We start from the raw sequence: 25,067 nt of genomic DNA, 5'->3' as shown, positions 1-25,067 counted from the left end.
TCTCAGGGTAATTTTTAACGTTCGCGTGCCAGAAAATTTTAAATAAGGCTGCAAATCTTCTCGCCTACTTCGCGGGTACCCAAATTATTACTAGGATTAATATCTACGGTAACAAAACCTTTTTCCAAGGCTTCTTCCACGGCGTTTCGTATGGCCTTCCCTTCTTCCATTAAATTAAAAGACGTTTCGAGCAACGTTGCCGCCGATAAAACGGCAGCCATAGGATTGGCAATATTTTTACCGGCCGCCTGCGGATACGAACCGTGAATAGGTTCGTATAAAGCTACCTGGCTTCCTACGGATGCCGATGGCAACATACCCAACGAACCCGTAATTACCGATGCCTCGTCGGTAAGAATATCTCCGAACATGTTTTCGGTTAATATTACATCAAACCGGCGCGGATTCTGAATAAGGGCCATTGCCGCATTATCCACGAACATTAATTCCAGTTCTATTTCCGGAAAATCGCCGGCGTATTGTTGTACTACTTCGCGCCACAGCCGGGACGTTTCCATTACGTTGGCTTTATCGACGAGGGTCACTTTTTTCCGGCGTTTTCCGGCGGCTTCAAAGGCCAGTTTGGTAATTCGTAGTATTTCCTCTTTGGTGTAGGTACAGGTATCGTAAGCGCTGTTGCGGTCGTCGGAACGGCCTTTCGCGCCAAAATAAGAGCCACCGGTTAGTTCCCGAAACACCACAAAGTCAACGTCCTCAACTATTTCACGTTTGAGCGGCGAAGCATCAGCCAACGTTTTAAATGTATTTACCGGCCGGATATTGGCAAACAAACCCAAAGCTTTGCGCATAGCCAGCAAACCTTGCTCCGGCCGAACGGTTGCGGTTGGGTCATTGTCGTATTTCGGGTGACCAATGGCGCCAAACAATATGGCATCCGCCGATTGGCATAATTGCCAGGTTGCCTCCGGAAAGGGATTACCGGTGGCATCAATGGCGCAAGCTCCCACTAAGCCTTCTTCAAAGGTAAATTGATGATTAAATTTTTCGGCTACTTTTTGCAGAACATTTACGGCTACGGTGGTTACTTCGGGACCAATCCCGTCGCCAGGCAGAACGGCTATTTTCTTATTCATGAACAGGCTGTTTTTCTGATGGAGGCCAAAAGTAAACAGTTTCCGGAAGGATGCTATATATTTTAACCGGAAAATTATGTAATTGCCTAAAGTTGACTTTTAAACTTTTGTAAGCCATCCGAAACGGAAAATAATAACCGCGTTATTAATTTAAATTATTTTACAGGGAAATTTTAAGTGAAACATTTAGTACCCGGCCTTCTAAGGGCATCCAGAGCGGCTTAAATGGGGGAGCAGCCGTGGAGCCTTCTACTAGCTTTTCAAATTTAGACTGGCGCACCTCAAAAATGTTCTTGAAGTTTACCACCAGGCTGTTCCTGCCCAATTTCTTCTCTATCATACCCGCCGCAAAACAAATAATTTTTTACTTTTTGATTATTAAATAAATACTGGTTACCACTATAACTGGCCCCTATTCCGGTACGCCAGTTGCCCTCTTTTTCGTAAGCCAAGGTAGTCGAGAACTTATCTTGCGGATTGAACGGCATATTTAGTTTAACCTGCGGATTTTTTTGGTAAGCGTAAGTATGGTTATAACCCAGATATAATTCAAAGGAATTATAATCTATCCGGGCATAGGTATCGGTGCCGTAACTAACTACGTGGTAATCGCTGTTCATTCATGTTTGCTGACCCGCCGAGTTGGTAGCTAATACATTTACGTGATTAATATTGGTATAGTAAAAAGCTTGGTTCAGGCTTATACCAAGCACATCCGATACCAGCAAATGGTAATTAAGATCGGCATTCACTCTCCGTAATTTTTCCGCTTTTATAGTATTTGCAAAGTCAATCAAGATATCCGCATAAAGTACCATACGCACAAATCTGACGAGAAGAAAGGATAGTTATTGAATTAATCGAAAGTTAATTGCACTATAATAAATCCTCCACCGTGCTATTTTGCAACGAATGAAACAGCTGCTTTTACCTTCAGAATAAAAGATTGCTTGGAAAAAACTATCGCCCGATTGATTTTCTTACCCGCTTTTACTTTTTAAATACTTTAAAAATTTTACCGCCTTCGTTGCTGATTATTAATTCATTATTACTGGTAAAAACTAAGGCTTCGGCCTGACCCGTTTGAGGAATAGCCCGGCAGTATTTTTCACCGGAAAAGAATTTAAGCCCTTTATTGGTTTTAAAAAGATACAAATTACCATAGCCAAGCAAGGCAACTGTCTGGCCATCCGGGCTGATATCGGCGGCAGTTATGCGCGAATCAATAACTAAACTGTCTACTACTTTGGCCACGTAAGAACCAGGCTGGGCCGGTATTTTGTATAGCTTTACTGTATGGCGGGTGTTCCGGTTTTTAGAGAACAGGTATAAGCTGTCTTGGTAGTAAAAGAATGCTTCACAATTAAACGTCCAATCCTTTCTAGCTGGCGGAAAGGATTTTTGGTCGGCGTACGTAAAAGAAATAGTATCCAGCTGGGTAACATCCTTTTCTTTTACCCGGAAAATGCGCAGGTTTTTCCGAGAATTTAAATTATTACCAAAATCTCCAATATACAGGTAATCTTTATCATCTTTCGTTAAATCTTCCCAATCTAGGTTAGTAGTGTTCGGAATATCAACGGTTTTCAGCCATTTTCCGGCGGCACTCACCTGATACAGTTGGGCGGGATTGCCGCTGTCGGAGTGGGTCCAAAAGGCAGCTTCGTCGGGAGTAAGTTCTAAACCTGAGCTTTCTTTTACTTGCCGTTTATTCATTTTGCCAATTTCCCGGATGGTAAAAGGCATTTCCTTTACCTGAAATCCCGCATGCCGACGGTCGGCGGAGCAGCCGCACAACAGCGTTTGAAAAAATACATAAACGGTAAATAATTTTTCCAGCAGCATAAAGGATTTAACTTATTCATTCATTTTAATACAATAATATTATTTTTCACTTTGATACCTTAACTGCGGAGCCGGTTCCCGTCTCCGGGTGGCGGTGCTATCTAGTTTGAACCGTAACCCGTTTGCCTCATGGCCGGCAGGCCTCGTTTGGCTCTTCCGGGCTGGTCTAAGCTTCCTTTCCTTCCTCCTAACGTCGGAATGCTTGCGCACCGGAACCTTAGAAGGCCCTCCACAGCCAAACTGGTGTCAGTTGATCTCAGTTTACTAATACATAACCTTGCACGTCTTACAACTTCTTCTTTTTTTAGAACTTCTAAAAAAGTGGCAACTCACATCGTTTAAAGTAAAACTTAGTTAGCGTTCAAAGGATTTTTTTTGCAGATTACTTTATTTACGTTCCGGGAATTAATAAAATCAAGCTACAAGGCGAGGTAAGGTTTAATTTTTTGATAAGTAGCTTCGTCCAGGGTTTTAATGTTGCGGAGATCGTCGAGGGAAGAGAAAGGGCCGTGCTGCGTGCGGTAAGCCACAATATGCCGGGCTAGTTTATAACCCAAGTACGGGTGTTGCTGTAATTGAGCTAAGGTAGCCGCATTTACGTTAACTTTATTTGCCTGAAAACTTTTATCTACGAAAGAATATTTCCGTAGGCTATCCACCATTTCGGGCGGTAAGCCATACACCTCGCGCAGTTGTTCCAGGTTCTCGAAACCACCTAATTTATCCCGAAATTTAATAATACGGGCAGCTAATTTCGAACCAATGCCTCGCAGCTTTTTCAACTGAATGGTATCGGCGGCATTAATATCAAAAGGTGCTAAAAAATTAGATTTACGGGTATACCTGGGCTTTGTATTTTCCGGATACTTTGAATACGATGGTTCGTTTTTCGACTCGGTATTCGCGTAGGAACGGGAATTATTAGTAACCGGTAAGTTGATATAAGGTTCTAATTGCGCATATAATTCGGGCGGAAACCCGTAAACACGTTGAATTTGTTCTTTATAGGTAAAACCATGGGCTTTATCGCGGTAGGTAAGCAGGCGTTTAGCCACGAAAGCCGGTAAACCCAATTGTTCCCATTGCTTTTGATTCAATTTATTTGGATCAAAGGGATGTAATAATTCCGCCGGAATAGGTTTAGCACTTGCTATTTGTTTTTTTGGCCCGTAAGGCTGGTAAGGGCTAGTCTTCAATTGCGCCGCCAGGCTATCCAAAATTTGCCGATCGGGCCCGGGATCATAGGTAGCATTGGTTGTTTTCCATAAGTAAGGAAGAACAGCCACCAACGCGAGAACTAATAAAAGAAAAATAAAGCCGTTGGTTTCGCGTTGATTAAAATGAAAATAATTACGAATCCAGCGTTTAAAGCTTTTCATTAACCAATTCATCTGTTTTTACTACCATTACTTTTACCCTTGCTTCAACAGCCCTCGCCCACAATTTTAAAACTTTTTGGTAAAACTATAGGCATTCCTAATAAAAGGGAGGAAGATTATTTTAGTTCGAACATACACGTGCATTTTTGCATCTTTAAGGAATGCCCCATTCAAAACTATTAGAAGAGCAGAAAACTTAAGAGTAACCATACTTTTACTCCCGGATTACCAAAATAAGGCTGGTCTTTGCTCCTTCTAAAGCTGACTAGCTACAACCGCAATACCTTCCGAAAAACTATGGGGGCGAAAGTCTAACTGCTTTTCGGCTTTGGTAATTATAAATCCGGTTCGGGCGGGTCGCTTAGCCGTTTGAGTAAAGCTGGCCGCATCGGCGCGGGTAATGTAAGAAGCATCTAATTTAAAATAATCGGCTACCTGCAATGCCATAGCATAAGGCGTCAGAATTTCTTTACTCGAAATATTAAAAATACCTTCTGCATCGCGTTCCGCAATTAGCCAGCAACCCAGAGCTAAATCCTCGGCCAAGGTCGGGGTTCGGAACTGATCATCCACTACTTTAATAGGTTTCTGATTTTCCAAGCTGTTTTTTACCCACAGTACAATGTTAGAGCGGCCGTAATCGTGCACAATTCCGTATACCAATACGGTACGTACAATGGCCCAGCGGCCCGCACTTTGTTTCACCAACTCTTCGGCGGCCAACTTACTCTGGCCGTAATAACTAATGGGGTTGGCCACTGCTTCTTCGTCGTAAGGCCCGGACAAACCATCAAAAATAAAGTCGGTGGATAAATGAATCAGGTGGATCTTATTTTTTTCGGTCGCTTTAACCAGGAATTCTACCGCATCTACATTCAGCTTCCAGCAGGCATCCTGGTTTATTTCGCACTCATCCACGTTGGTCATCGCCGCCGTGTGAATGATATGCGTGGGCTGATGTGCCGCCATTACTTCTTCTACTTCTATCGGATTGGTAACATCTAACGAAACAAAAAATAATTCCGGAAAAATACCCGCCAATTTATTCTCGCCCCGGGAAGTGGCAATTAATTCGACATTGGGGTTGGGTAAAAGCAATTCTACCAACTTCTGACCGAGCAACCCATTGGAACCCGTTATTAAGATTTTCTTTTTCATAAAGGCATGACAAGTATACTCCGGCGGCTATAATTTACTTGTACCAGCCAGTGAGTATATTTTTAATGGTACGAATAAACGTAATTTTTACCTGAATGATGCTTAATAAAAGTCAGTTTTAAAAGAAAGAAACACACATACCGTAAATCATAAAGCTTTTCTCCGGAAAATACCATTTTGCCCATTGTATCTTAAAGGAAAAATATTTAGTTACTTAGAAATTTAATGGGATATGGGCTACCGGATATTGCAACTTAAAAACTTAAAAAGCCTACCTAATTTTTGCGCTTGGAGTATACGTTCTTTAAACTATATGTCGCACTTATGAAAGCCATTGTTATTACCCAACCCGGTGCACCTGACGTTTTACAGCTCCAGGATAGACCTACGCCCACTCCGGCGCCACACGAAGTTTTAATTCAGGTAAAAGCCGCCGGAATAAACCGGCCCGATGTTTTTCAGCGTAAAGGGGGCTATCCGTCGCCACTGGGAGTACCGGCCGATATTCCGGGGTTGGAAGTAGCCGGAATAATTACCCAGTGCGGATCAGAAGTGAGCCGCTGGCAACCGGGTCAGGCGGTTTGTGCCCTATTGGGGGGCGGAGGCTATGCCGAATTGGTAGTAGTGGATGCGCGCCATTGTTTGCCTTTACCCGCTAACTGGTCTTTCGCCGAAGCTGCTTCTTTACCCGAGACTGTTTTTACGGTGTGGCACAATGTATTTCAGCGCGGCCAACTGCAACCCAACGAAACTTTTTTGGTACACGGTGGCACGAGTGGCATTGGCATTACGGCCATTCAGTTAGCCAAAGCTCATGGAGCACGGGTATTTACCACCGCCGGCAATCCGGAAAAATGTGCCGTCTGCAAAAAGCTAGGGGCAGAAAAAGCAATCAATTATAAAACCCAAGATTTTGCCGAAGTTTTAGCTACCGACGGGGTGGATGTTATTCTGGATATGATTGGCGGCCCGTATACGCCTAAAAATATTCAGCTTTTAAAACCCGATGGCCGGCTGGTATTTATCAATGCAATGTTAGGCCAAGAGGCAGAATTTAATGCTTTGGATTTAATGCGCCGGCGCTTAACCATAACGGGCAGTACTTTGCGTCCACGCGACGCAAATTTTAAAGCAGCGTTAGCCGCCGAAATTGAAAAACATGTTTGGCCCTTACTGGAAAGTCAAAAATTTAAGCCGGTAATTCACCAGGTACTTCCCCTTGCGGAAGCAGCCCAAGCCCATACCCTAATGGAAAGCAGCCAACACATTGGTAAGCTAATTTTAGAAGTAAGCTAACTTGCGCTTAGCTGCTAGTATCCAAACTTGCGCTTAATCTTCATCTTTTTGAGAATAGCCTTAAATTGAGCAACGTACTCGGATTCAGGAAAATAGAAGCAATAGCTGATTGAGGTTGGGCTTCCTTTGGGAATTGCTTCCTAAAAATTTTTCAATGAAGGCGGGCGCTTTTTGGTGATAATGGTAAATTTGAGTAATTAGAGCGACCAAAAGGTTTAACCGTATGACTCTCTTCCCTACTTCGCGCCGAAATTTCTTAAAAAAAACCAGTTTAGGTTTAGCCGGTCTGCCTTGGTTTTTACAAGCCTGTGCCAGCGGGAAAGCTGCTCAAAAAGCTTCTTCTTATTTTGTATACGTAGGTACTTATGCCAAACCCGACCAGGACAGCATTTTTGGTTATCGCCTAAATGTCGAAACCGGTGAGTTAACGCGTTTACTGGCCGTGAAAGGGGGCGAAAGTCCCTCGTTTCTGACCTTAGATTCAAAGCAGAAATACCTGTATACGGTTAACGAAATTGGAAATTATAACAATGCTAAAAGTGGGGCAGTTAGCGCCTTTGCGGTAGATCCGGGTACAGGACAGCTTACTCTCCTGAACCAACAAGCTTCCGAAGGTACATCGCCGTGTTATATTTCTTTAGATAAAACGGAAAAAGTGGCTTTAGCGGCTAATTACGGAGGCGGTAATGTAATCTCCTTGCCTATTCAGGCCAACGGCTCCTTAAAAAAAGCAGTAGGCAATGAGCAACACCAGGGCAGCAGCGTATCCAATCGCCAAACCGGACCGCACGCGCACTGTATTATCTCCGACCCTAAAAACAACTTTATTTTTGCGGTAGATTTAGGTCTGGATCAGGTACTCGGTTATCGTCTGGATACAAAAACAGCCAAGCTTACCCGGGCCGCCCAACCTGCTTTTCAAACCAAACCGGGTGCCGGACCGCGACACCTTACTTTTCACCCGAACGGGCAATTTGCATTTTTAATTTGCGAGCTTAACTCTACTATTATTGCCTTAGCTTACAATGCCAGTCAAGGTACCTTTACCGAAATTCAGGCTCTTTCTACTTTACCCGCCGATTTTACCGGTGAAAGTTATTGCGCGGATGTGCACGTTTCACCGGATGGCAAATTCCTCTATGGTTCTAACCGGGGACATAATAGCGTAGCCGTTTTTGGTATTAATCCGGCCACCGGCCAACTTACGCCGGTGCAGCACGTGAGCACGCAGGGCAATTGGCCCCGCAATTTTGCTATTGATCCATCGGGCAAAATTTTATTAGTTGCCAACGAGCGTTCCGACGATATTTTTACCTTCCGCATTGATCCAGGTACCGGCCAGCTAACTTCCACCGGTTTTTCGGCCCAAGTGCCCAAACCGGTTTGTCTACGGGTGATTTCTGAATTTGGCGGTACTAAAAAATAGTAAACAGGAAAATAGAAAAAAATAGAAACTGCGCTTTTAATAAACTATCCGGTCAGCCCTATAATTTCTATGGACTATCGACTATCGACTATCGACTATGGACTAAAACTATTCTTTCTTCCGGCGTTGCTGTTCTAAACTATCCCAAAGTTCAGAGGGTATCTCGTCGAAATGGTTGAATTCGCCGGCTCCGTTGAGCCACTCGCCCCCGTCTATAGTAACCACTTCGCCGTTTACAAAAGAGGCATAATCGGAAATTAAGTAAGCGGCTAAGTTGGCTAATTCGGCCGGTTCACCTAAACGGTTAAGAGGTATGCGCTTTACCGGATCCAGAATATCACCCAAGGAACCAGGGAAAAGGCGGCTGAAAGCTCCTTCGGTGGGAAAAGGTCCCGGCGCAATAGCGTTGGAACGAATGCCGTATTTGGCCCATTCTACGGCTAACGAACGGGTAAGAGCTAATACCCCAGCTTTCGCGCAAGCCGAGGGAACTACGTATCCGGAACCGGTCCAGGCATAGGTAGTTACAATATTTAAAATAGTACCCGGTAGTTGTTCCGCAATCCACTTTTTGCCCAGTGCCAAAGTAGTATTATAACTGCCTTTTAAAACAATATCCGTTACTACGTCAAATGCTTTCGGGCTGAGCCGTTCCGTGGGGCTGATAAAGTTACCGGCCGCATTATTAATTAAAACGTTAACCGGGCCAAGTTTTTCCCCTGCCGTTTGCAGCATCGCCTCTACGGCACTGTAATCACGCACATCGCAGGCAATGGGTAAAATAGTACCGCCCGTACTTTCGTGTAATTCAGCGGCGGTTTGTTCCAGTACCGGCAGTTTGCGGCTAGTAATGACCACCTGAGCCCCCAGTTGCAGAAAAACTTGAGTCATAGATTTACCCAGCCCTGTGCCACCCCCGGTAACAACAATGGTTTTACCTAGTAAAGTATTATCTTTTAACATGGTATCCGTTTTCATACTCTTTCTGCTTACTTAATTTGTTTTTGGTGGCTCCTCCTAAAGTTATATAAATTATAATTAAGGTAAAGAGAACCAAACTATAGCCAGAATGTTTTAACAGTATTTATCCTGCTATCTTACCTTCAACCATCTGTAGATTTACGTATAAAATAAAAAAGCTGAAGGATTTCTCCCTCAGCCTTTTTATCTAAAAACTTGCAACGAGTAATTTGCAACCTGCAACTCACAAGTGAATTACTTCGTCGTAAGCGGCGGCAGCGGCTTCCATCACGGCTTCGGACATGGTAGGGTGTGGATGAACCGATTTGATTATCTCGTGTCCGGTAGTTTCCAGTTTGCGAGCTACTACTACCTCAGCAATCATTTCGGTAACGTTGGCCCCGATCATGTGCGCGCCTAACCACTCGCCGTATTTAGCATCAAAAATTACTTTCACAAAACCTTCTTTCACCCCGCCGGCGCTGGCTTTACCCGAGGCCGAGAAAGGGAATTTACCGACCTTAATGTCTAGGCCTTGTTCGCGGGCTTGTTTTTCGGTTAAACCTACCGAAGCAATTTCCGGGGAGCAATAGGTACAACCCGGCAGGTTTTTGTAATTAAGCGGTTCGGGATGGTGCCCGGCTATTTTCTCCACGCAAATAATTCCTTCCGCCGAAGCTACGTGCGCCAGGGCCGGTCCCATTACAATATCGCCGATGGCATAAATACCCGGTACGTTGGTGCGGTAAAACTCATCTACTAGTACCCGGCCTTTTTCTACTTTTACGCCAGTTTCTTCTAAGCCAATACCTTCCAGGTTAGTGGCCACTCCTACCGCCGACAAAACAACCTCGCAGGTAATGGTTTCTTCGCCTTTGGCCGTTTTAATTTTTACCACGCAACCTTCGCCGCTGGTATCAACCGCTTCTACCGAGGAATTGGTTAAAATATCAATACCCGATTTTTTGAAAGATTTTTCGAGTTGTTTTGATACTTCTTCGTCTTCTACGGGCACTACATTCGGCATGTATTCCACAATGGTAACTTTGGTGCCCATGGCATTGTAAAAATACGCGAACTCCACCCCAATGGCGCCAGACCCAACTACCACCATGGATTTAGGCATTTTATCTAAAACCATGGCTTGGCGATATCCTACAATTTTTTTACCGTCGATGGGCAGGTTAGGTAACTCGCGCGAGCGGGCGCCGGTAGCTACAATAATGTGCGGTGCTTCGTAGGTTTCTTTTTTGCCTTCGGCAGTAGTTACTTCTACTTTTTTGTTGCCCAGCAATTTGCCGAAACCGGCGATATGATCAATTTTATTTTTCCGGAACAAGAACTGAATGCCTTTACTCATGCCATTGGCTACCCCCCGGCTACGGGTAACTACCGCCCCAAAATCGGGAGCAGACTCGCCTACGTTAATCCCGTAATCTTGCGCATGCTTAATATATTCAAATACCTGGGCGCTTTTGAGCAAAGCCTTCGTGGGAATACAACCCCAGTTTAAGCAAATCCCCCCAGTTCTGCTCTTTCTACTACCCCTACTTTCAGGCCGAGTTGTGAGGCACGGATAGCGGCTACGTAACCACCCGGTCCGCTGCCAATTACTATCAAATCGTATGCTGATGCCATATTTATGGAATTATTTTTCTTGTTGAGTGGCGCAAAGTTAGGCTATAATCTGTATTTCCCAAATGGATATTTACCCGTACAAAATCCAGGAGAAATGAAAAAAATACAGGGGAGCTCCAAATTTTAACGAACTCCTATTAAGGAAAAGGAGTACTGCTACTACGGGAGTTATGGACGAGTAAAATCCGGATCTTTTCTGACGCTGGCACGAAAATTTCTCTTTGAAAGAATAACAGCCGATGTTGCATTTTGTTGGCTTATATTTTTGAATTCCTCTATTTTTATATGAAATACTTTTTAACTTTTTTTCTGGTTACTGTTCTGTTTACTGCCTGTACGCACCGTAATTATAAATATTATTCCCGCCAAGCTACCACAAAATTTCAGGCTAAGGATTACCAGGGAGCAATAGAGGAGTGGAGTAAAGCCATTAATTTAAAATCTAACAATGCTGAACCGTATAAACGTCGTGGAATAGCGCGCTACGAACTAAAAGATTTTGAGAATGCTTTATCCGATTTAAATCAGGCGACCATTTTAAATAAATACGATGCCGAAACCTATAAATTTTTGGGGGACGCGCTCATGCAACAAAATAATTTAAAAGAAGCTGTTGCAAGTTATACCCAAGCTATTACTCTAGATAATGAGTATGCGAACGCTTATAACAACCGAGGAATTTGCAAAGCCAAATTAAAAGACCATGCGGGAGCCGTAAACGATTATACCAAAGCTATTCTTTTTAAACCGGACTATGCCGTAGCCTATCAAAACCGGGCCAATGCCAAGTTCCGGGTAAAAGCCTACCGCGAAGCCCTCGAAGATTACAATAAAGCTTTAAACTACGACAGGGATTTACCCGAAGCTTATTTTAACCGGGCCCTGATAAATAAAACTTTAAAGCAAGACCAAGATGCTTGCCGGGATTGGGCCAAAGCCGAAGAACTGGGCGTAGACAAAGCCGGCGACTACCGGAAACGTTTTTGCAAGTGATAATTTAGCTTTAGATACTCCTAATTTGCCGATGTTAGTAGAAGGAGCAATACATTAGAGAGTTTAAGATTTTTTCGGACGTAAATATAAAAACCGCGGGTGCTTTATAAGTACCCGCGGTTTTTATGTTTACGTCCGCTACTATTTACTTAGTTAGCAGTATTCTTTTAACCAGGTTAGTACCTAAAGCATGGAGCCGGTAGAAGTAAATTCCTTTGGGTAACTTATCGGTTTGAAACAAAACTTCATGATAGCCTGCGTCTTGTTGCCCATTCACCAACGTGGTCACTTTATTACCAATGGCATTATAAATACTCAGTTCTACATTCCCGGCTTTAGGCAGATAAAACTGGATAGTAGCCGAAGCGCTGGTTGGATTAGGGAAAGCTTTTGTTGAAATTTCATTTTTCAGAGGTAAATTTACCACTGGTTCAGGAGCTTTCTGGCTACTTGCCTGTTGGCGGCTAACTTGCTTTTGATATTTTCCCCGTCGTAAAAGAGCATTCGTATTAATTTCAAACCGCTCTCCTCCTACTAAAGAATCCCTTTGCCCCTCGGTCCGGTACTGTGTTACATCAAAACGGAAGATGCTGTCTTGCAATGGTTTTTCTTTTACATCAAACAACAATTTAATGCCATACACCTCCTGCGGACTAAGTATTATATTGCCAATCCAAGCGGTAGGTTGAGAAAGGTAAATTTCGCCTCGGTTGTTCACCTTTATCCCTTCGCCTACTCTATCGCCTTCTAACCATTTTTTATATAATTTATCGCCCAAAGCAACCCGTACTACGCCAATGTCGGTAAAAGGCGATTTTTCTTCTTTGGGAATGCTGAACACTAATTTGGTCCGTAAACGCTCTTGCTCCAGGTAATTGCCAATGGCTACCGCGGCGGTTAAACCACCGCCGGCTGCCTCATCCACCACCGTAATGTTTTTCCAGGCAATGTTGTTGTTTTTCTTAACATTCAGGTTCAAATCCGCATTTTCGGGGAAAGTCATGCCGTAAGGCGCGGTAGCAGAAGTTTCGATGCGCGATAATAAGCAGAAGTGCGAAAAATCGAGGCCGAAAGCACCACTGTAATCGGCTGGGTTAGGCGGGTACCAGGCAAATTCCAGGATAGTTTCCCCGCTGGCCGCAATGGAACCGGTAGGAAGAGTAGCAATAGGATTGCCCATCTGCAAACCACCGATTACGGCTCCTGTCCAGGGAGAGGGCCAACTGAGCCCGGTAGAAGCTTTCGCCCAATACAGATTTACGTTACCGCTGCCGGGACTGGTACAACTCCGGTTTCTAACCCGAACGTATACATAATTAGGAACGCCCAAAGCTGGATCCCGGTATTCGGGATTTTGGTGTACTTGGTTTGTCAGGCCATCATTTTGTCTTCTAACCCAAATATCCTCGCTGCCCCACATAAACGAAGATATATTGTTGGGTTCATCGCCGGTATCGTCCGGCCGGTCTTTCGACCACAAATCGCCTACAGGTCCGCCCACACCTACTGCGTACCAGGCATTTGCCACCTGATACGATTCGGGGGAACAAGCACCAAATAAGTCTTCGGCGGCCTGGATAGTAGCATAACGCGAATCGATATACTGATCCATACTGTTCATGTAATAAGTTAAGGCCTGATAAGAAATAGCGAGTGCATTGTCCCGGCCGATTCCGGTTACGTTATAGGAATCGCCAATATCGTTGGTACCGGTTCCGCCTTCGCTTAACAGATAAAACCAGAAATTCTGGACCCCGGAGTTGGTATGTACGCCGCCATTGTCTAAAACGCCGGTATACCAGTTAGTTCCTAAGTAAGTATCGGGTTGGTTTTTGTCATTCGGGTTAGACATAGAGCGCAATTTTCCGCCCGGAATCCACATATCTTCCGCAATATCATAATCGCCGGTACCGCCTTGGCCGTAGTATTCTACCGCCGTACCAAAAATATCGCTATACGATTCGTTTAAGGCACCCGATTCATTAGAATAAACCAGACCAGCCGTATATTGAGTAAAGCCGTGGGTTAGTTCGTGCCCCACCACATCTAAGGACACAATCGCGCCGGTAGTAGCACCACCCCCTCCATCTCCGAAATGCATGTCATTTGTACCCGGATCCCAAAAGGCATTATCCCGACCAAAGGCATTGTCATTGATAAAGGCGTTAATTACCGCATTGGCGCCATCGTAGCTTTGCCGCCCGAAAGTACAATTATAGTAATCGTACGTTTTTTCAATGGCCCAGTGCGCACTGGCTCCTACCCCCGTCCAATTAGTAGTGCCATTGGTTAAATCTCCTGAAAGCACAGAACGGGTCCGTATGGTGCCACCCACATCGCCGCAGGCGCCATCGCTCCGGCAATTATCGAACAGGCGGTAATTACCCATGGCGGTTAGTTCGGTTTGAATAGTTTGATTGCCATTGTATAAAGTAGCCGCGGTGGCATTGGTGCAATTCTGAATAAGGCTCATACTTCTAATAATCTCCCCAGAATAGGCGTCTACATATACCCGATTATGACTAATTGGAACGGCCGCGTAAATATCCATTTTATAAGCTAACCGGTAATTAGTAGCCGCCAGGTTAAAGTTTTTACCATTTTCTACATTTACGGGCGTAAACACTAAGATAGGCTTCGGATATAATCTTCGATCGAGTTGCCATTTGTAGCGTTTGGCATTTATATACCGCAACGCATAATTTAAAGCGGCATCAGCGGGGATATAATTTCCTGTTTCGGCGTTTAACTTAGGCACTATCCGGCCATTGGCGGTAGTTAGTTCGCCTCCTTTTTGGTGGACAATAAACTCTCCTCCTTCCACGGGTATTTGCTTGTAAACTTGTTGAAACCGGTAATGAGTAAAACCTAACTTATCGCTATCCGATTTTTGCAAAGTCATTACATCGTTTTCTGTGAGGCCAAATACCGTTGCGTAAGATTTAAACAATTCTTGGGGGGCTAGTTGTACCCCTTGTCTGAATTTTAAAAAAGTATATCGGCTGGAAGGTTGCAGGAGAGGGGCTAAGGCAGATTGATTAATATCACCTATCTGAGCCATAGCGGGACTAATTAGTGCTACTACACTAAGAACCAGTAACACAAAAAATTTAGTTTTGCTGGCATAAACCCAAGCTAACGGATGCGGATAGCTCTTAAAAAGGAAGTGCCACCATTTTCTGCTGCTTTCATGCCCCGGGCAGGGAATAAGTTTGTACATTTTCATGACATAAATCTTAAATGGTTTAAAAATGATTTTAGAAATACTGGCCGGCCGGTAGCATTCAAGAGTTGATTACCGCAGCAAAGAAAGGTCAACAGGAAAGGGAAGAGAAATTTTCGGAAAAATATACCGGTAAACTTCAGACCGAAGTTTGGCCTTAATTTAAGACAACTAAGAGAAGAAATTGTATGCTAAAAGCTTAGCCGTCGGGAAGAAAACAAGTTTGTAAAGTTAGGTGAGGACAAGCTACATCTACTTCGATCGGAATACTATTTTTAACTATAATCTGCTACTTACCCCAGCCGGCCAAACCACTATTTAACTGCCGATAAATAATTAGATAACAAGGAATTAAAAAATTAAAGCATAAAAATTGTCCCCTATTCTCTACTCCATAAAATACTGAAAAATAAGTATTGATTTAAGTTGCTAAATAATCTACCTTTATTCGAATCAGGTGCCTTGGCTCAAACAGTAGTTAACCTAATGAAACAGTATCCCAGAATTTATTACTAATCTGAAGCTTACTCGCAAAACTTAGAACCAAAACTATGGATAAGGTAGAAAGTGCCAGTAAAACCCGCTACGGCCGGGATAGTGATCGTTTATGGGAAGAAAGTCCCTCCTGCCCCGAATACCGCATACAATATAAAATTGCTTACAGAAGTAAATACCTCAATGCCTACAAAGAGCCGGTTTTCTATAAAAAACCGGAAGAACCAAACCGGGTTTTACCCAAAATCAGCTCTGATGGTCCTGGATTTTTTAATGCTTACCCGGGAGGATTAAACATTGACCCGCGTACCGGCGAAATTGATGTTAACGATAGCGACGCCGGCGTGCGGTATACCGTGGAATTTTCGCCGTGCGGCCGCGATTGTGTGGCGCGCACCCACGTGGTAATTAGTGGCATTGGGTACGAAGGCGGAATTTTCTCCTTAACGGAATCTCCCCCGGAAGCGCTGATTATTTCGCCCTTTTACTTCGGTAGTACCAGTCCGGAAGAAGAAGTTCGTTCGGATAAAGTTCCGGCCAGGCCAGCGCCTGCCGGTGAATTTGGAATTTATCCGGAACCGAACCAAAAGCCCACCGCCGATTTACTCGGATTACTATTGGATCCTAAAACGGGTACCATTGACTTAAGAAAAACCATTGAGTCGGGGGCCTTAGGGTTCCGGCAAGACCCCAATAATCCCAACGATAGATTCCCGGAAAATGGAGTAAGCAAAGATTTTACTATTTTTTACCGGTTATTCAGCGGCCCGGGAAAAGAAGTGCTTAATAAATCAAAAATCAGGATTCATTTTTATGATACCGAAGCCGATATACCCGAAGAACTGAAGGTACGTATCCGGCAACAAAACAATTCTATTTACCAGCAAGGTTTACCTTTATTATTAAGTTTAGGTCTAACTTCTTTACCTGACACTTCCTGGGAAGTTTTAATTGCTTTATTGGCTACTTTTTCTTCCTTTTTCTTTTTAATGGCTCGTGCCAAGGACTCGAATCACCCGTTAATTCCGCCGGAAATCTGCATCAGAAGGTAATCGGGAAGAATCATTCTTCCCCAAAATACTTTCGGGCAAGAGCAGCATTTTTAAATCATTCCTTTGTTGCGGCCGCGTGTAGTTTCTTCATTTTCAGAACGTACTTCCCCGTTTCAGTACCGGCTTCATTGCGCAACGGTGCTGCTAATTGTGTCAGAACAATTCGTTTAGAAAATTCTTTCCGTACGAAATACTTTTATAAAAATTCTACCTAAAAAATAGTATGAACCAATTACGGGTAGTAAAAACAATGGGAGTGGTTTTATTTTCCGCACTTTTCCTGTTTGCCGGAAGTAGTTTTGCCCAAAAGAGTACGGATCAGCCCCAAGCGGAACAGTTGTGCCAGGAAGCTTCGACTTTATTATTTATTCAAGGCAACTATGATTTAGCTTTTCAAAAATATCAGCAGGTAAAATCTATTTACGTAGGTAAGCCCGCAGATACCAATTTGGTAGATGCTTGTATTGGCCTTGGGATAATCCAACAAACCAGGAGCAACTTTAAACAGGCCATTAAAAATTATAAAGAATCTATTGCCTGCCAACAGAAAATTTCTCCTCAGAAAGACTCCAGCAACTTTTATCCTTATACCTTAATTGCCGAAAATTTTATTCATTTGAATTATTATGATTCGGCGTATACTTATTACAAAAATGCCGAAAATTTATTAGCGAAATACCCTAAACCTCCCCAGGCTTTGCGCTTTTACAATGGCATGGGTAACTTGTATTATTTATTGGGTAATTATGCCCAGAGCACCAATTATTACGAAAAAGTACTAAAAAATTTAAATCCGGATGGCAAGTCGTTTCACGAACTAAATGAATACGAGGCTTATCGGTACGTGATGTACAGTAATAATATTGCTACGGCTTACCGCAAGCTCGGACTTTATCAACCCGCGCTTCAAAAAATAAAGGGTTTAATCCGGTATAGCATTCTGCCTAATTTATTATACCAGAATATTGCCCTTACGTATTTACAATCAAATCAACTGGATAGCGCTAAAACGTACCTGGCAAAAATTAAAATTACCCAGGCTACGAAGGATGCCAGCCTGGATGCTATCGGCGAGCAAATTGATTTATATAATAACTGGGGAAATGTTTACTATAAATCCCAAAATTCCGCTAAAGCTCTAGCCTATTTTAATAAAGCTCAACAAATGAGCCTGGCGAACTACGGCGATAAAAACGATGGTCTGACCGTTGCTTTGGTCGGGAAAGGGCAGGTTTACGAGTTATTAAAGAATTATCCCCTTGCCTTACAATATTACCAATCCGCTTTGCAAACCCTGCATTTTACTTTTAACAATTCAGATATATATTCCAATCCCTCGGACTTTACCCGTACCGTTTCCTTCCCGCTACTTTTTGAAGTGTTAAAAAACAAAGCAGGTTCCCTTCGGAAGTATTATAGTAAAACGCAAAAAATACGTAATTTAGAAGCCTCCCTTCAAACGTACGATTTGGCTTTTCAATTGGCCGACCGCATTCGGAAAGGGTATGATTCGGATGAAGCTAAATTATTTTTTAATCGTTCGGTTGCTCCTACCTACGAAGAAGCCATCGCCACCGCTTTTCAACTTTTTAAGCAAACCCAGCAAGCCCGCTACCTGCAAACTGCTTTTGTCTTAGCCGAACAAAGTAAAGCCGCTTTACTGGCCGAAAATTTACGGGATTTGAAGATTAAAAAAATTCCGGGTATCAGCCAGAAGCTGCTGCAAAAAGAAGCCGGCTTAAAACGTAATAATGCCGCCCTTCAGGTAAAATTGGCAGAAGATACGGTCAGCACGGCCCGCAAAGAAATGTACCTGGACCGCATTCGGGAAAATGAAATGGAATTGGCAAAAGTGGTAAAAGATTTCGAAAAGAATCAGCAGTATTACCAACTTAAATATGATTCGGAACCCGTAAAAGTAAGCCAGATTCAGGAAAAACTAGATAACCAAACAACCTTTCTCGAATACTTTGTTGGCCAGAACCACTTATACGCATTCGTTATTACCCAACGTGGTTTCAGAGCCCAACAACTTGGCTCCACTGCGGCTTTCCGGAAAAATTGGCGAGTATTGTATAAAGCATTTTATCAGCCGGAACCTGGTTTTCATGCTTCGGAAAGCTTGGCAGCGCATCAATTATACCAACAGCTACTAGCGCCGGTAGCAGATTTATTCACCAGCAAACACCGGCTATTGATTATACCCGATAAAGAGCTAAGTTACCTGCCTTTCGAAGCCTTGATTTCTGATGCAAAAACTATCCGCTACCTAATTCAGGATAACAGTATCAGCTACGCTTACTCGGGCAAGCTTTTACCCACTAGTTCAGAATACACAACCAATACGCACGAAATATCCGTGTTGGCCATGGCTCCTTTTGGTACCAGAAATAACTCTAGTTCGGTAGTTTTACGGACCGAACTTTTAACTCCCTTACCGGAATCAGCGGATGAAGTCAGAAAAGTAGGCAACCAGGTATTTGTAGGAGCAGAAGCAACGAAGGAACGTTTATTGGACTTGGCTAATAAGTACGATATCCTGCATCTGGCAACTCACGCCAAAACCAACAATCAAAATCCGTTGCAATCGTATATTGCTTTTTACCAGGGTGACTCTCTGCGCAATTACCGGCTTTTTGTACCCGAGATTTATAATTTAGATTTGAGTAAGTTAAAATTAGCCGTGTTAAGCGCCTGCGAAACCGGTAGCGGCAAATTAGAGCAAGGAGAAGGAATTATAAGCCTGGCCCGCGCTTTTACCTACGCCGGCTGCCCCAGCATTATAACCACCTTATGGAAAGCCGAAGATAAGGCTTCGGCTTACATTACCACGCAGCTGCATGCTTATTTAAAAGCGGGAAAACCTAAAGACGAAGCCTTACGCCTGGCCAAGCTGGATTATTTAAAAAAACAAACCAATTCGCGGCTACAGTCACCAATTTACTGGGCTAATTTTATCTTTATTGGGGACGAGGCTCCTATTTATCCTAGTAACTACGCGAAATTTGCCTGGATTTTAGCGGGCATTCTAATCGGGACTTTCATTTTCTGGTGGCTATACAAGCGAGCCATTGGCCCGAAACTACTTTTAAGAAAAGTAAACAGAGCCCATCCTTTAAGCACTTTACGAAGAAAGGCAATAAGTTAAAATATTCTGTTCTTCCGGAGAAAGCTATTAAGCTAAATAGGTATACCAAGTCGCTTGAGCAATCTGCTATACTGGGTGTTAATTAAACTAAAAGGAGAAATTTAGTATCTGCGCAACAAATTACATCTACTCTTCTTTTACTTGTCATTCTGGAAGAATCTAACCGGCAGAAAAGAAGAACCAGAGCCCTGCCAAAGAGTTAATTACCTCCTTTATCCCTGGAAGAGCTTAATAGGGATTGGTCTGTTCCTAACGTTAAACTAGTTAGATCCTTCCAGGATGACCAGAGAGGAAAGACCTTGAAGAAAATTTACGCGTGTTCTACTCTCTATGTCCATTTTGAACAATCTTGTTTTCAAAATCTCCTAGGTTCGTTTCATTCTTCCGGAAGGTAGTTAATTGGATATGGTATTAAAAAGTTCTAAACGGAAGGATACAGACAATTACTATAAACTTAGACCTTCTAATTACTTGACTTGATATAATTTCCAATAATTAGCCAGTAGCTGTTTAAGGTTGCGCGTATTCATGTATAATTGCCTTACTCCGGCAATTTTTTAAACATTTGTTTGCTTAGAATCTTTTCGGCTTTTTCCCGGTAAATATTATCCGGGTTAGTATTGGCTGTTAATTCCCGTAGTTGATTTCTCGCCTCTATAAACTGTCCAACTTTCATATAACTTAAGCTCAAGTACCATTTGGCATCCATTTCAAATTGGTGGTATTGTTGCAAATAAGCCAGGTACGTTTTAATAGCATCTTCCGGTCTTTCCGCGGCTAAGTAGGCATTTCCCAAATAAAATAAAGATTTTTCATCTTTTTCTTTCGCTAAAAACTGCTCAAACAACCGGATACTTTGGGAATAGTCCCCTCTATTGTAAGCAACAACCGCTTCGGTTTTAAGGGCTGTTCCCGTAGCCTCTCCTCTAAAAGTTTCTATCGGATACGGTTCGTAATAAGCCTGGTAAATAGTCTCCGGAGAGCTTTGTTTGGTAAGTATGGTGTTAATGGTTAAGGTACTGGCAATGATAAAAACCACACTGGCGGCAATGAAAGCATATTGCCGGCCGGTAAGTCCCGTTAACTTTTCCGTTAGTATTTTTTCGAGTTTCTGAAATATATTTAATTCCGGCGCTGCCTTTTGGTAGGTATAGGTTTCTTGCTCTAGTTCCTGATGAAAATTTTCGAATTGCAGCAAGGTTTGCCTTTTACCCACTGTTTTTAGATTCCGCAAAATCGCCTGCTCCAAAGCTACCTCTTTTTTTAGAGCTTCATCCGTTACCAGCCGGTGTTTAAAATTTACCAAGGCTTCTCCGTGCAACTGCCCCAGCAGGTACTTTTCAATCAACTCCTCTTTATTAAAATCTTCCATCATAAGGGCAAAAACTAGAAATAATCTGAAAAGGCATTCTTCAGGCGATCTTTGCACCGAAATTTCTGCTGCTTGGCTACATTCACGCTTTTGTAGTTTAGTTTCGCGGCTAATTGTTCCATGCTCAGCTTTTCGTAATAAAAACCTACCAGCAAACTTTTACATGGCTCTCCCAGAGCATTAATGGCCCGGATAATCTGGTTATCATCGGGCATATTAGCATTTATTTCTTCGGTTTCATCGGGTATATCCTGTACTTCAATGTAATCTTCCAGGTCGGTAAATCGCTGTTTGCCTCTTAAGTGATACAACCATTTATGGCGGCAGATGGAATAAATAAATGTTTCCAGTTTACAGGTAAGCACAAAGGTTTCGCCGGAAACTTTATCCAGAAAATCGAGCATGCTATCCTGGTATAAGTCTTTGGCTTCGGCGTAGCTGCCGCTGTTTAGTTTTACCATTTGCAGGATTTTGGGCCAGTTTGCCTGGTACACCTGGCGTACAGTGTTTTCGTCGCGATTTTTTAAATCCCGCAGAATGTTTTCTTCTGAATAAACTTTTTTTAACACCGCTTTAGCCAGTAAATCATTACCCATAAGCAATAATGTAAGTTATTAATACTTAATTGAAAGAGCGCATATTTTAAAAATATTATTTGTACCAAAGATGAATAGCAGAATAATGAAAAGGTCAACACCTGGAAGACATTTTTTTTGGAAGGGACTTAATTTATTAGAAAAGAACCTACTCTTCTTTCGAGTCCAACAAGAAATTGCTTACAAAAGGTGGGGCAAAAGAAGTGTTGTAGACCTACCTTTCTCAAGTAAAACGAGCCATTCAGGTTTCAAGCATAAAGTAGGGAATTATTCAACTATTCTGGACGCTTCCCAGATACCAGGTAGGGTTACGTTAAGATGACTATCAACCGAGATAATACTATTACTAACAAAATTATTTTAAAAAGTAGGTCCTAAAAGGTATTCAATCTAATTTACTGTGTAAAAATAAGCTGCTGTCAGGAGTATTCTTACAGCAGCTTTACATTTTCATCTTTTCGTTAAAAACTGCCAATTGAACAAATTCAACCCAGTTATTTCAGGTAACCGGCTACCCTATTTGAAAAAGTTCTTTCAGGCAAGTTTTAATCGTTTCCGGGTTATTAATACAATTAGATTCAGCACCCTTATACTTAATGATTACCTTCTCTTTTCGCAATATATCCGGTCGTACAATAATGCCGTAAACCATTAAATAATCGTAATTATTGTGGGCACAGGCATATTCAATTAGGCCGAGTAAGGTGGGTTTAGAAGCTTCAGAAATCATAAGGTAGGCTTTTAAGAACAGGCATTTTAAAACGTAAGAATTTATTTCGTGTATCGAGGCGTCTACAACCAAAGTCAATCGGAAGGGTAGCCGGAAGTCAAAGAATACTATTTACGGGAATAAACTGATAATGACTGATATATAAGTAAATAAAAACCAGTCAGAAATGTTGCTTTTTGAAATTTTAGCTAATCAGAGATACAGCAGAGAGAATTAGAGAGAGCTAGATAAGAAGTGGTAGTTGTGCTTTTCCACTATTTTCCATCAATAACTAAAGATGAACTAAACAACTACCTTGGTAGGTGGGGCATTCACCTTTGTTTACAGAATCAGGTTGTTATTGGGTATAGAAACACGCCAATACCAGTTTCCTTAATTATGGGTAAGAGTGGCTATAAGCTCATCTGTTTTGTAAAATGTCCGGCATTATCCTAAATATTACCACGAAATTCTATTCTACCACTTGAAAAGAAAGGGGTTCCGGGTAATGATGGATAAAAGCTTTCATATTAGTCACTTTAGTTATATTTCGGCCAACAAAATACATTTTTATCTTATAGGTAAAAACTTAATTAGCTATTCCTCCAAAACCCACCTTTATGCTCTGTACGTTCACCTGTTGCTTGGTAGAAAGAAGTCAGAATTTGTTAATAGATGATATAAAATCTATGAGTGTTGGGGCGAAATAATTGTGAAGACAGGGTTTTATTTACAGAAATGAAAAACGTATATGTTTGTGCCTCACTATCGAATGTAAATCGATTTACTGACGCCAATTGGATGGCACCCCCGTTAACCTCCGTTTTTATATGGGTTATGGCTTTTGAAAACGGATAAACTATGTTCGTAAACCATTTAACCTTGGTCAAGGTAATCTTTCATGTGGGCCCAGGCTTCTTGATAAGTTAAACAGGAACCTTCCTTATTTCCTTCGTGGTCTAGGTTAGAAAGATGGACCTGCCATTGCCACCATCCATTTTTATGCGTAAAAGTGGATATCAGTTCTCTTGATTTAAGCAAGTGCCCAGAATTATCATATAATTGACCAAAGAATTCTCTTTTATCTTCGGGAGGCTTAATTCGGCGAATACTATCAATTATAACTCTCATAACCTTGCATTTAACAGTTAAAAGAACCTTCTAAAATTAGAGAATATTTAATTTATTGTTATTTTTATTAACCTTATTTTATTTAAAATTTTAATATTTACATATTTTTTAATTTAATTAGGTTCTGCCTCTAAAAAAGGTTTTTCAAATTATAAAATCTTCTAAAAAGGGGTAAATCAACAGGAAAAAACCGAGTTTATTCCTGTTGAATAAAAGCCGGTAACTTGCCAAATTAAGGATTCCTGTATTCCAAAGTGAGTTCTTAGCTGTTCGTCTGAGCGGAAACCAAATAATTTGCCTTGACTCCTAGGCTACGTTCTTCGCTAAAGTCTGATACCGGGTAGCGGATGATAAGATAATAGGGTGAATGAATTTAAATAGGATTACTCGCCAGGATTCTTACTTGAATTTGGTGTATTTGTCCGATATGACTGATTTAAAATCCCGTTTTGAAAACAGAAAAGAAGTTTTCGTTATAATTGAAAGATGAAAAGGCAAAAAGATCTTTTATCGGTAAAAAATAAAAATACTATAGACTTATACGAAATTGATCGGGAAGCCATAAGCAACATGTTGGAAAGCTTTTCTTACTAAGTTGAACATTCCTTACATTTTCTTTTTGGTACCTTTTGCTTCCCTGATAAATCAAATTTGGGTATTCTGTAATGACTTAATACATTTAGGACATGAAATTACTCGAAGGAAAAATAGCTTTAATTACCGGTGCATCTAAAGGCATTGGTCGGGCCATTGCCCAAAAATTTGCGGAGATGGGAGCTCAGGTGGCTTTCACGTATTTATCGAGCGTAGAAAAAGGCCAGACTCTGGAACAGGAATTATCGGCCAGCGGCGCAAAAGTAAAAGGCTATCGCTCCGATGCTTCCGTTTTTACCGAAGCCGAAAAACTGATCGAAAGCGTAGTAGCTGATTTTGGCCGGCTGGATATTTTGATTAATAATGCGGGAATTACCAAAGACGGTTTACTCATGCGCATGACCGAAGAACAATGGGACGCGGTACTGAACATAAACTTAAAATCGGTCTTTAACCTGACCAAAGCGGCCACTAAAGTAATGATGCGCCAAAAGTACGGCTCTATTGTGAACATGACGTCGATTGTAGGAATTAAAGGAAATGCGGGTCAGGCCAACTACGCGGCCTCTAAAGCCGGTATTATTGGGTTTACCAAATCAGTAGCTTTGGAGTTAGGTTCCCGGAATATTCGGTGCAATGCCATTGCGCCTGGTTTTATTGAAACGGAAATGACTGGCGAGTTGGGTGAGGGTGTAGTAGAAGAATGGAAAAAAGCCATTCCGTTAAAACGCGGCGGCACACCCGAAGATGTGGCTAACTGCGCCGTATTTTTAGGTTCTGATCAATCGGCTTATATTACCGGCCAGGTTTTGCAGGTGGATGGTGGTCTGCTAACTTAGTTGCTCGTTGTTTGTTGTTCGTGGTAAGTAGTTCAAATAGTAATTATTTTTTATCTTACTTTGAATTTTGAGCTTTATTATCAATTAAAACGTATTTTATACGTTTAAGATAGTAAATT

General features: G+C 42.2%; 18 protein-coding genes and 1 pseudogene. 6 read left to right on the top strand and 13 right to left on the bottom strand.

What is annotated here, in order from left to right; genetic code table 11:
- Window positions 1-38 precede the first annotated feature (38 nt).
- From leuB to AHMF7605_RS24410, 6 genes are all read right to left on the bottom strand, one after another.
- Complete coding sequence (gene leuB / locus AHMF7605_RS24435; RefSeq protein WP_106932590.1) at window positions 39-1,094, bottom strand: 3-isopropylmalate dehydrogenase; 1,056 nt, start codon at window positions 1,092-1,094, stop codon at window positions 39-41.
- 281 nt (window positions 1,095-1,375) lie between these two features.
- Complete coding sequence (locus AHMF7605_RS24430; RefSeq protein ID WP_106932589.1) at window positions 1,376-1,714, bottom strand: hypothetical protein; 339 nt, start codon at window positions 1,712-1,714, stop codon at window positions 1,376-1,378.
- Window positions 1,715-1,918 carry a hypothetical protein gene (locus tag AHMF7605_RS24425; RefSeq protein ID WP_158267610.1) on the bottom strand — a complete coding sequence of 68 codons (204 nt, stop codon included), beginning with the start codon at window positions 1,916-1,918 and terminating at the stop codon, window positions 1,715-1,717.
- Between the two features lie 166 nt (window positions 1,919-2,084).
- Entirely contained in the window at window positions 2,085-2,939 is an 855-nt protein-coding gene (locus AHMF7605_RS24420) for a hypothetical protein (RefSeq protein WP_106932587.1), read from the bottom strand.
- 419 nt (window positions 2,940-3,358) lie between these two features.
- A complete protein-coding gene (locus AHMF7605_RS24415) occupies window positions 3,359-4,318 on the bottom strand; it encodes a ComEA family DNA-binding protein (protein WP_158267609.1) in 960 nt (319 codons plus the stop codon).
- A gap of 255 nt (window positions 4,319-4,573) precedes the next feature.
- The gene (locus AHMF7605_RS24410; RefSeq protein WP_106932585.1) at window positions 4,574-5,476 is read right to left on the bottom strand and encodes an SDR family oxidoreductase; all 903 of its coding nucleotides are present in this window, start codon (window positions 5,474-5,476) and stop codon (window positions 4,574-4,576) included.
- A gap of 324 nt (window positions 5,477-5,800) precedes the next feature.
- On the opposite strand from AHMF7605_RS24410, the gene AHMF7605_RS24405 reads away from it, so the two are divergent.
- Window positions 5,801-6,772 (top strand): NAD(P)H-quinone oxidoreductase, encoded by a 972-nt coding sequence (locus AHMF7605_RS24405; protein ID WP_106932584.1) that lies wholly within the window; start codon window positions 5,801-5,803, stop codon window positions 6,770-6,772.
- 223 nt (window positions 6,773-6,995) lie between these two features.
- Window positions 6,996-8,198, top strand: coding sequence for a lactonase family protein (locus tag AHMF7605_RS24400; protein WP_106932583.1), 1,203 nt, complete (start codon window positions 6,996-6,998; stop codon window positions 8,196-8,198).
- A gap of 108 nt (window positions 8,199-8,306) precedes the next feature.
- On the opposite strand, the gene AHMF7605_RS24395 is transcribed toward AHMF7605_RS24400, so the two are convergent.
- On the bottom strand, window positions 8,307-9,176 hold the full coding sequence (locus AHMF7605_RS24395; RefSeq protein ID WP_106932582.1) for an SDR family oxidoreductase: 870 nt from the start codon (window positions 9,174-9,176) through the stop codon (window positions 8,307-8,309).
- A gap of 226 nt (window positions 9,177-9,402) precedes the next feature.
- Window positions 9,403-10,796: pseudogene (gene lpdA, locus AHMF7605_RS24390) on the bottom strand (dihydrolipoyl dehydrogenase).
- Window positions 10,797-11,081: 285 nt separating this feature from the next.
- Here lpdA and AHMF7605_RS24385 point away from each other — a divergent pair.
- Window positions 11,082-11,789 (top strand): tetratricopeptide repeat protein, encoded by a 708-nt coding sequence (locus AHMF7605_RS24385; RefSeq protein ID WP_146153665.1) that lies wholly within the window; start codon window positions 11,082-11,084, stop codon window positions 11,787-11,789.
- A gap of 145 nt (window positions 11,790-11,934) precedes the next feature.
- Here AHMF7605_RS24385 and AHMF7605_RS24380 read toward each other — a convergent pair whose 3' ends face one another.
- Window positions 11,935-15,015 (bottom strand): M4 family metallopeptidase, encoded by a 3,081-nt coding sequence (locus AHMF7605_RS24380; RefSeq protein WP_106932580.1) that lies wholly within the window; start codon window positions 15,013-15,015, stop codon window positions 11,935-11,937.
- A 548-nt stretch (window positions 15,016-15,563) separates the two neighbouring features.
- On the opposite strand from AHMF7605_RS24380, the gene AHMF7605_RS24375 reads away from it, so the two are divergent.
- Complete coding sequence (locus AHMF7605_RS24375; protein WP_106932579.1) at window positions 15,564-16,559, top strand: EMI domain-containing protein; 996 nt, start codon at window positions 15,564-15,566, stop codon at window positions 16,557-16,559.
- A 223-nt stretch (window positions 16,560-16,782) separates the two neighbouring features.
- On the top strand, window positions 16,783-19,707 hold the full coding sequence (locus AHMF7605_RS24370; RefSeq protein WP_106932578.1) for a CHAT domain-containing protein: 2,925 nt from the start codon (window positions 16,783-16,785) through the stop codon (window positions 19,705-19,707).
- Window positions 19,708-20,248: 541 nt separating this feature from the next.
- Here the strand turns inward: AHMF7605_RS24370 and AHMF7605_RS24365 are convergent.
- The 4 genes from AHMF7605_RS24365 to AHMF7605_RS24345 form a co-directional block, all read right to left on the bottom strand.
- A complete protein-coding gene (locus AHMF7605_RS24365) occupies window positions 20,249-21,082 on the bottom strand; it encodes a tetratricopeptide repeat protein (RefSeq protein WP_106932577.1) in 834 nt (277 codons plus the stop codon).
- An 11-nt stretch (window positions 21,083-21,093) separates the two neighbouring features.
- Window positions 21,094-21,675 (bottom strand): RNA polymerase sigma factor, encoded by a 582-nt coding sequence (locus AHMF7605_RS24360; RefSeq protein ID WP_106932576.1) that lies wholly within the window; start codon window positions 21,673-21,675, stop codon window positions 21,094-21,096.
- A gap of 511 nt (window positions 21,676-22,186) precedes the next feature.
- On the bottom strand, window positions 22,187-22,405 hold the full coding sequence (locus AHMF7605_RS24350; protein WP_146153664.1) for a hypothetical protein: 219 nt from the start codon (window positions 22,403-22,405) through the stop codon (window positions 22,187-22,189).
- An 855-nt stretch (window positions 22,406-23,260) separates the two neighbouring features.
- The gene (locus tag AHMF7605_RS24345; protein ID WP_106932573.1) at window positions 23,261-23,515 is read right to left on the bottom strand and encodes a hypothetical protein; all 255 of its coding nucleotides are present in this window, start codon (window positions 23,513-23,515) and stop codon (window positions 23,261-23,263) included.
- Between the two features lie 686 nt (window positions 23,516-24,201).
- On the opposite strand from AHMF7605_RS24345, the gene fabG reads away from it, so the two are divergent.
- On the top strand, window positions 24,202-24,948 hold the full coding sequence (gene fabG / locus AHMF7605_RS24340) for a 3-oxoacyl-[acyl-carrier-protein] reductase (RefSeq protein ID WP_106932572.1): 747 nt from the start codon (window positions 24,202-24,204) through the stop codon (window positions 24,946-24,948).
- Window positions 24,949-25,067: the final 119 nt, after the last annotated feature.

Source organism: Adhaeribacter arboris (assembly GCF_003023845.1).
Classification (GTDB): Bacteria; Bacteroidota; Bacteroidia; order Cytophagales; family Hymenobacteraceae; genus Adhaeribacter; species Adhaeribacter arboris.
This window is presented reverse-complemented; position numbering and strand designations above follow the sequence as displayed.